This window comes from Burkholderia sp. LMU1-1-1.1 (assembly GCF_040675865.1).
In the GTDB taxonomy this organism is placed as follows: domain Bacteria; phylum Pseudomonadota; class Gammaproteobacteria; order Burkholderiales; family Burkholderiaceae_D; genus Rugamonas.
The window spans coordinates 439,127-446,349 of sequence record NZ_JBEGHG010000067.1 but is presented as its reverse complement, the minus strand read 5'-3'; the positions used below and the strand labels follow the sequence as shown (position 1 = coordinate 446,349).

General features: G+C 57.6%; 6 protein-coding genes. 1 reads left to right on the top strand and 5 read right to left on the bottom strand.

From position 1 onward, the window contains the following. Nucleotides 1-106 precede the first annotated feature (106 nt). The 3 genes from tnpA to MRBLMU1_RS29540 form a co-directional block, all read right to left on the bottom strand. Nucleotides 107-472: an IS66-like element accessory protein TnpA gene (tnpA, locus tag MRBLMU1_RS29550; RefSeq protein WP_363509600.1), complete on the bottom strand. Its 366-nt coding sequence runs from the start codon at nucleotides 470-472 to the stop codon at nucleotides 107-109. A gap of 487 nt (nucleotides 473-959) precedes the next feature. Beyond that, the gene (locus MRBLMU1_RS29545) at nucleotides 960-1,991 is read right to left on the bottom strand and encodes an IS110 family transposase (RefSeq protein WP_363509598.1); all 1,032 of its coding nucleotides are present in this window, start codon (nucleotides 1,989-1,991) and stop codon (nucleotides 960-962) included. A gap of 825 nt (nucleotides 1,992-2,816) precedes the next feature. Then, nucleotides 2,817-3,233 carry a hypothetical protein gene (locus MRBLMU1_RS29540; RefSeq protein WP_363509597.1) on the bottom strand — a complete coding sequence of 139 codons (417 nt, stop codon included), beginning with the start codon at nucleotides 3,231-3,233 and terminating at the stop codon, nucleotides 2,817-2,819. A gap of 235 nt (nucleotides 3,234-3,468) precedes the next feature. On the opposite strand from MRBLMU1_RS29540, the gene MRBLMU1_RS29535 reads away from it, so the two are divergent. Beyond that, nucleotides 3,469-3,969, top strand: a complete 501-nt coding sequence (locus tag MRBLMU1_RS29535; protein ID WP_363509595.1) for a hypothetical protein — start codon at nucleotides 3,469-3,471, stop codon at nucleotides 3,967-3,969. Nucleotides 3,970-4,239: 270 nt separating this feature from the next. Here MRBLMU1_RS29535 and MRBLMU1_RS29530 read toward each other — a convergent pair whose 3' ends face one another. Together MRBLMU1_RS29530 and MRBLMU1_RS29525 are read right to left on the bottom strand one after the other, a co-directional pair. Then, nucleotides 4,240-5,319 (bottom strand): GGDEF domain-containing protein, encoded by a 1,080-nt coding sequence (locus MRBLMU1_RS29530; protein WP_363509593.1) that lies wholly within the window; start codon nucleotides 5,317-5,319, stop codon nucleotides 4,240-4,242. Nucleotides 5,320-5,737: 418 nt separating this feature from the next. Continuing rightward, nucleotides 5,738-7,135, bottom strand: coding sequence for a DUF2799 domain-containing protein (locus tag MRBLMU1_RS29525; RefSeq protein ID WP_363509591.1), 1,398 nt, complete (start codon nucleotides 7,133-7,135; stop codon nucleotides 5,738-5,740). Nucleotides 7,136-7,223 lie beyond the last annotated feature (88 nt).

Here is a 7,223-nt window from a genome sequence, read left to right as displayed (position 1 = left end):
TTCTGCCTGCTTCAGGATGGCGATGATTTGGCTGTCGGTGAATCGGGAAGTCTTCATTGCAGAACTTTCAAAAAGCTAATTGAGAAAATTCTACTTCTGATGGCGATCATTTGCAGGGGGGATTACCCAGCAACGCCGCGTCCGCGCCGGCGCAGACGCGCACAGTGGCATCGGCAATGGTGATCTCGATAGCACCCCCGCGAGCTGCGCCGCTGGCCGGCTTTGCTGCAGGTGAGGACGGCTTCAGCACTACCGGCAGCAGCATGGTCTCACTCGTAGCCGGTCCAATCAGCAGGCCGGCGCGCAGGTCGCGCCGCCATTTGAACAGCATGTTGGTGTTGATGCCATGATCCTGGGCCAGTTTCGATACCGAAACACCGGGCTCGCATGCCGCCACAGCGAGTCGATGTTTAAACTCGGGCGAATAGTTTGGCCGTCCTCTACGATTGCCCGACTCCACTTCAGTGTCCAAAGTAGTTCCCGCTAAAAAAGTAACGGGAACTACTTTGGCAGATGCTACTCGCTATGAACAGACGGTGCAGGGGCGACGCTTACGTTCATCACGCCGGAACGAACGGTTCGTGAGCGTTTCAACGATTGCCGAGTCAAGAGCGGTGAAATCACGTTTCATCATGCGTCATTTGGCATATTCAAGCGGTAGGTATAGTTGAATCTCACAATTGATAGTCCGTATATGGACTCCTCCTCGTTTGCAAACATTCCGTCTTTGACTTTGTAGGTACGACTGCTCACGTATATTCGGTCTCTAACTGCTTTGCCCGTCGTCGGGCAAGGACCCATAATGGGCTATTCGCGCGCCGGCTCCCTATCGCTACTTCGGGCTCGAAGGCCACAGACATTCTCGGGTTCTGCGGGCGCCGGTTCGACCTGTCGGCCATCAACGGCTTGTTTCGCAATCGTGGTTGGATACTCCTTTTTACGTACTAACTGCTCTCTGCTTAAACTGCCACCGGACCAGGCTGGTAGTCCGTGCCCTTGGTCATCATCGCCCAGGCGATACGCGCCGTCTTGTTGGCCAGCGCGACCGCCGCGATGTTGTGGTGCCTCGTCTGAGCGATGTGTGTTACCCAGCGACTCATCCGATCATTCTTGCTGGCGGCCGTTCGTAAAACTGAACGGGCCCCGTGAATCAACAGCGTTCGCAACTGCGCGTCGCCGCGCTTCGTAATGCCTAGCAATCGTTCCTTGCCGCCGGAGCTGTTCTGCCGTGGCGTTAGCCCCAGCGATGCGGCCATCTGTCTGCCGCTGCTGAACTGATTTGCATCGCCGACGTTGGCCACAAACGCTGTAGCGATGATCGGGCCGACGCCCCGCAGCTGCTGCAACCTGGTGGCGACCGGATCGGTAGCCGCCGCAATTTCAATTTCCTGATCCAATTCTTTAACTCTGAGTTCCAGGTTCATGAGATCAAGCCACAAGCCGCGCAGCATTCGACGGAACCGTAGCATCAAACCATTCTCCATATCCTCCAGCCAGCAAGGCACGGCTGCTCGCAGCTGGATCATTTCCCTTGGCGCTACCAAGCCATACTCGGAACATAGGCCGCGAATCTGGTTGCCCTTGGCCCTGCGCTGACTACATAACTCAGCCCTAATCCGATGTATCGCCTGCAAATCTTGCTGCTCGACAGATTTGATCGCAACGAAGCGCATGTTCGGACGACTCATCGCTTCGCAAATTGCCTCCGCATCGTTCGCGTCGTTCTTGTTGCTCTTCACGTACGGCTTGACGAATTGCGGTACGATCAGCTTCACCGTGAAGCCTCGCTTCTGCAATTGCCGGGCCCAGTGATATGCGCCACCACAGGCTTCCATGCCAATTTCGCAGCCCGGCTCAATTTTCTCCAGCAACGCCCCGAGCCATTCTGCACGGTCCAGCTTTTTGCGCCATACAACCTTTTCGCAACGATCAACCCCGTGCACTTGAAAGACGCTCTTGGCGAGATCGACGCCGACGCGGATAATCTTCATGGTGGACTCCTTCTCTCAACTGGTTGTGTCGAAACTCCAGTTTAGGCGCATCGACGCCGATAGGTGAGGAGGAGTCCATCCCATTGCTCCTGGCCGGAATCAGACTATCGCTGACTTTCACATGTTGAGTCCTGATAGTCCCAGCGGCCACCATTATCCAGGCATCGGTCAATTGCAATCTCACGCCAAACCCATACCGAGACAGCAGCAATACCCAACAACGCTCCAACCAAAAGAAAATAACGACTACGTTTCATACTTGGCTTCCCAATTCTATCCGCTTGTGGCCGGGTTCTGCCAACATTTGAACATTCCCGATAACCGGCGTCTGAAGCGCGCAGCGCGTACGCCGTCGGGTTGTTCAATTGGTTAGGCATTACGTGGCCGTAAAAAATATGCTGCTGCAGCCACTGCGACACCTGAAGCGACGGCTCCCAAAGTTGTTCTTGAAGGAGCATTTCCGAAAAACATGAGAAACGGTATAGCAACGCCAGCTGCGCAAGTGGCCAGCATCAGCGCGTACTTGTGAGGCCGCAAAATCAAGAAAATCGGGATGCCGATAAGTAGCATACCTACAAAGGAAGCGGGAACCGCCAGTAGGAGCCCAAAGAAAATTCCCCATCCAAAGTCGGATACTGCGCCCGCGTCAGAACTTCCCAAGCCAGTAAGCGTCAAGGCAGGAACGCTAGCGAAAGGAGCCAAGAAAAGCGATTTCCAAGGGAACGGTCGAATGTGCATATAGCCTAAGCTTACTTGTTGTGTGTTCCGAACGTCCGGTAGTGGCCGGTTGGAGCCAACCATTCGGGTCTAGTATCGGCCAATTTATCACATCGATTTGGGTGCAGCAGGATCCGCCTTATCAGCTGGCACTAGAGCGCGTAACTCGTGCAAGACTTCCGCATCGCTTTTGCCAATCGGATAGGCCATCACGTGTCCATTTGCTGATGAGTTGAGGAAGAATATCCTTGTCTCTCCAATGGAGATACTCAAACCACATCCGTGACCGGGGACACCAATGCTTTTTACAGGAGGTCCTTTGAACTGTTCGATTACGCTCACTTTGGCCCTGGGGCCATCCGCAGACTCTTCATAAGCTGTTGCCTTCGCATAGACCACATATGTTGCAGTGGCGAAAATCTGCGCAACTGAAGGTGGCTCGTAATCAGAGGACGGCGTACACGCGAAAGCTGGCAATGCCGCGCAGCCTAGTGCAAGTACACATTTACGGAGATGTTCAAACATAAAAAACTTCCACTCTTGTGAATTGGCGAAGGTCGGACCCAGCCGGTAACTATCAGGATAGCAACTTGCTAATGCAAAAGGTTCACGCTTTGTCACTGCCGGGCAAAAGTCTCCCGAAGCCGCCGTTACTATAATGGTCAGATGAGCGGAATAACAACAAAAAAACAATGTCTGATTGTCATTTTCACAATGAAGTTCTATGATTGGAAATTCGCCCCTCCCCGAAAGATGCTCGATGAATAAATTGCCCCTGCGCGTCGCTGCCGGCGCCCTTTGGCTCGCTGTTTCCAGCGCGTCGATGGCTGATTCTTCCGTTACTATGCCAATTGAAATCAAAGGCACACTGACGGAAATTCCTGGCCCGTCGCTGCGCTGTCCGTCCAGGTTCGGCGGCGTGATCATCGGGCGTGGCGAAGGCGCCCTTACCGGCCCGGTGGCATTCATCGCCAATGATTGCATCACCCAAAGCGGCACATTGTTTACGTTCAGCGCCGGCAAGTTGATTGTCCTCACTGTAGCCGGCGACCAGATCTTCGCCGACTATAGCGGTCAGTTTGTTCCAACGGGCGTAGGGTCGAATTTCGTATTCACTGGCGCCACGTTCCAAGTGACAGGCGGCACGGGGAAATTCAACAAGGCCAGCGGCGGCGGTAACATGACCGGCGCTGAAGACATCAGCACGGGCCAAGGCACGATCAAACTGAGCGGTCGCATCACCTATAAAAACAAGAACTGATCCAATATGCATGTCTGGCTCGTGCACAGCGGACAGCGGACTGAACTTGGAAATACCATCCCTGCCAGCCTTAGCACAACCAAGGCGCACGCTGGACGTTCCCGACGCCATAAAACTAGTGTTTGGCATCTCGTTTGGCCGGGCAGAGATGGCCGCGCGACAAGTCCCCTCACATTCGGCATGTCACTAAGTGAGAGCGTCGTCCAGTTCAAAATGCTCCACCAACCCGACCTGTTCGCTACTCTTCAGACGCGTGTACCTTAAACGACTTCAGCTCTTCGCCAACGGTTGCGAAGGGTCAGCAACCACCACGCGGTTGCGGCCGGCCTGCTTGCCTCGGTAGAGCGCGGCGTCGGCACGCGCCACGCAGTGCTCGAACGTTTCGCCCGGCTGGCGGGTAGCGCAGCCGATCGTCACACTGACCGAGAGCGGCTGGTCATGATCGGCGATCCGCAACGCTTCAACCGAGGCGCGGATGCGCTCGGCGATGTTGGCAGCCTGTTGGGCGCCCCCGGCGACGCAGATTAGAAACTCCTCGCCGCCCCAGCGCGCCACCCGTTCGTCCGGTCGCACACTGGCCTCGATCGCCTGCACCACCTGCACCAGTACGCCGTCGCCGGCCTCGTGGCCGAAGGCGTCGTTGATGCGCTTGAAGAGGTCTATGTCGGCCAGTAACAGCGTTGACGCGCCGCCGGCGACTACGGCGGCATCTACCTCATAAACCATTGCGCGGCGGTTCAGCGCGCCGGTCAGCGGGTCGGTCGATGCGATCGCGCGCAACCGCTGTTCCGACGCCAATACCGCCTTGTAATAAACATTCGCGAGCAAACCCAGCATCAGGAAGCCGGCGCTGACGTTAAACCAGCGCAACAGCGTCAGCACATCATGCGACACCGTTACCGGGGGCGCGTTTGCGTGTGCGTAGGCGTCGAGCGCCAAGTAGATGGCGAGCAGCACAACGCCATGCAGCAGCTTGCGTCGCAGCTTTGCGCCGGGGCTGACAAAGATCATGGGCAGCATCACCATCAGGTAATAGTGGAAGCCGCTGTCCCAACCGATCAGTGTCACGGCCAACGCGGCGTGCAGGATGATTTCGATCCAGATCAGCCCCATTGCCACGCTGTTGCGGCGGTGCTTCAGCGCCAGCCGGGCGGCGACATAGATCAACATGCTGGCGCCGTTGACCCAGACCATCACCGGAACGTCGATCGCATAGAAGAGCAGTGCGAAAAGCAAGTGCGCCACGAGCGCGGTCTGGCAACCGATCGACATCACATGCCAAAACGTGCGTCCGGTCTGGCGCTGCAGCAGGAGGCCAGCATCGCGCACCTCCGCAGGGTTGAGTTTCATCCTGGATTCCTCAGTTGACAGCTGACCGCTTCGATAAACATATCGTCTTATAGCTATAAACGAGAGGCGGTCGGGGGCGCGGACAGGGACGAACGTCGGCTCTTTGTCGCACTCAGCCCTTCGAGGCAAGAATACCATGTTGCCGAAATGAAAGGGGTAGTTTCTCTACGGGCTGCCGTCGCGAGAGATGGGTCACCTGTTGTGAGGTCAGGTTAAACGGCGTAGTGATGGCGCAGCCCGCGCTTGGCGTCATTTAGGCGTGAGCCGCTGGCGGAGCTTGGCCGATTACGCTTCGCTAATCAGCCCTACGTGGTTTAGATTGACGCCGAAGTCACGATTCAGATTGACGCGAAGTCGCGGTCAGGTTAACGCCGGAGTCGCGGCGCAAATGAGGCCAGTGTTTTCCCTTCGGCGGCTTTTAGTATATCTCGCGGCGCAGGCGCTGCATTTGCATGTCGTGCCGCTCGACCCAGCGGCGCGCTTCGTCCAGCTGCCATTCCAGACGGCGGATGTAGTCGATCAGCTCGCGCCTTTCCTGCTCGCGGCGGCGGTCTTGTTTTTTGCTCTCTTCGTTGACCTGGCGGTCTTTCGCGTCTTGCGCGCCGCGTATGTCGCGCTCCAGACGGCCCAGGCGCCGGTTGGCGTCATACAAACGGCTCTCCAGATCGTTGACGTCGTTCAGTGCCTGCGCGCGCTTCATCGCCGCCACCTCGAAATCCTGGCCGCTGACGTAGGCACGCTTTAGCTGGTTACGCAGCTCGCCGCGACACACCTCCACCGCCATGCCGGTGTTGGTACGCCCGCGTTCGAAGGCGTTCTCCGGCACGCAGTATTTGGCGTTCTGCTCCTCCCAGGCCTTGGTGTACATGTCGCGCGTCGATGGAATGACAAACACGCCGTCGCGCGAGGCGCTGGCGATGCGCTCCTCCAACATGAACGGTTTTCCGTAGCCGTCGTCGAGGCCCGCCTGGCGCCAGTGGTCGTCCAGGCGTTTTTCCCAAGCCTTGCGGTACTCGGACTCGAACACCTTCAAGCCCTTTTGACGCGCTTCCTTGCCGCGTGTGCCGAATTCCTTGCCGCTGACGGCGTCCTGTGCGCCGAGGTTGCGCCAGTAGTTGACGATCTCCGCGTTCCAGGCCGTGCGATACACGTCCTCCTGTATCTGCACCCCGGCGTCGCGCGCGGCCGCCGCGCGATCCCGGAAGCGGCTGTCCGGCGTGCCGTTGCGCGCGTCGGTGAAACCGGCTTCCTGCCAGAAGGTGCGATTGCCGGCGTGCCAGCCGTTGGTATAAGCCGCTTCGTCGAAGCGCAGTTGCGCGGTCGCGGCACGCGCGCGGCTGTCCTCCTTCTTCGCCAGCGGCAGGCCTTCGGCGCCTTCGCGCTTGCCGATATCTTCCCAATACTGTGAGTTCCCCTTCAACCAGCCTTCGTCATAGGCCGCCTGATTCAGGGGCGTTTTGCGCTTGCGGACTTCCTCGCCGGCCGCGCGCACCGCGTACTGAGATTGCTGCAAACCCTTGGCGCCATCGATGGCGCCGACGGCAGACCACATCTCCCGGTTGCCCTGCTCCCAGCCGGCCGTGTAGCGCGCGCTGGCATCGGCGGAGGCGGGCTTCTTGTCGTCGCCGTGATCGTCGCAGAAGTCCTTGCGGTCGGCGAAAGTCGGCGGAGCGCCGTCAAGGCCGTCCGTCCTGCCGATCTGGTTCCAGTCTCCCGTCTTGCAAGCTTCTATGCGCTGTTTCATCGATGCGCCGCAGCCTCCCAGCACCAGGGGCAAAACAAGCATCAGCGGCAGCAGGCGGGCGATTGAGATCATGAGGTCCACGAAAGAGTTTTTAGCGGCGAGATTATAGATCTAAAGATTAAATAGATGATAATCTTAGAGGATCCAAATAGAAAGATTA

Coding starts and splice junctions, on each gene's coding strand:
- MRBLMU1_RS29525 (WP_363509591.1), bottom strand. CDS start 7,135: ATGATCTCAATCGCCCGCCTGCTGCCGCTGATGCTTGTTTTGCCCCTG.
- MRBLMU1_RS29530 (WP_363509593.1), bottom strand. CDS start 5,319: ATGAAACTCAACCCTGCGGAGGTGCGCGATGCTGGCCTCCTGCTGCAG.
- MRBLMU1_RS29545 (WP_363509598.1), bottom strand. CDS start 1,991: ATGAAGATTATCCGCGTCGGCGTCGATCTCGCCAAGAGCGTCTTTCAA.
- MRBLMU1_RS29535 (WP_363509595.1), top strand. CDS start 3,469: ATGAATAAATTGCCCCTGCGCGTCGCTGCCGGCGCCCTTTGGCTCGCT.
- MRBLMU1_RS29540 (WP_363509597.1), bottom strand. CDS start 3,233: ATGTTTGAACATCTCCGTAAATGTGTACTTGCACTAGGCTGCGCGGCA.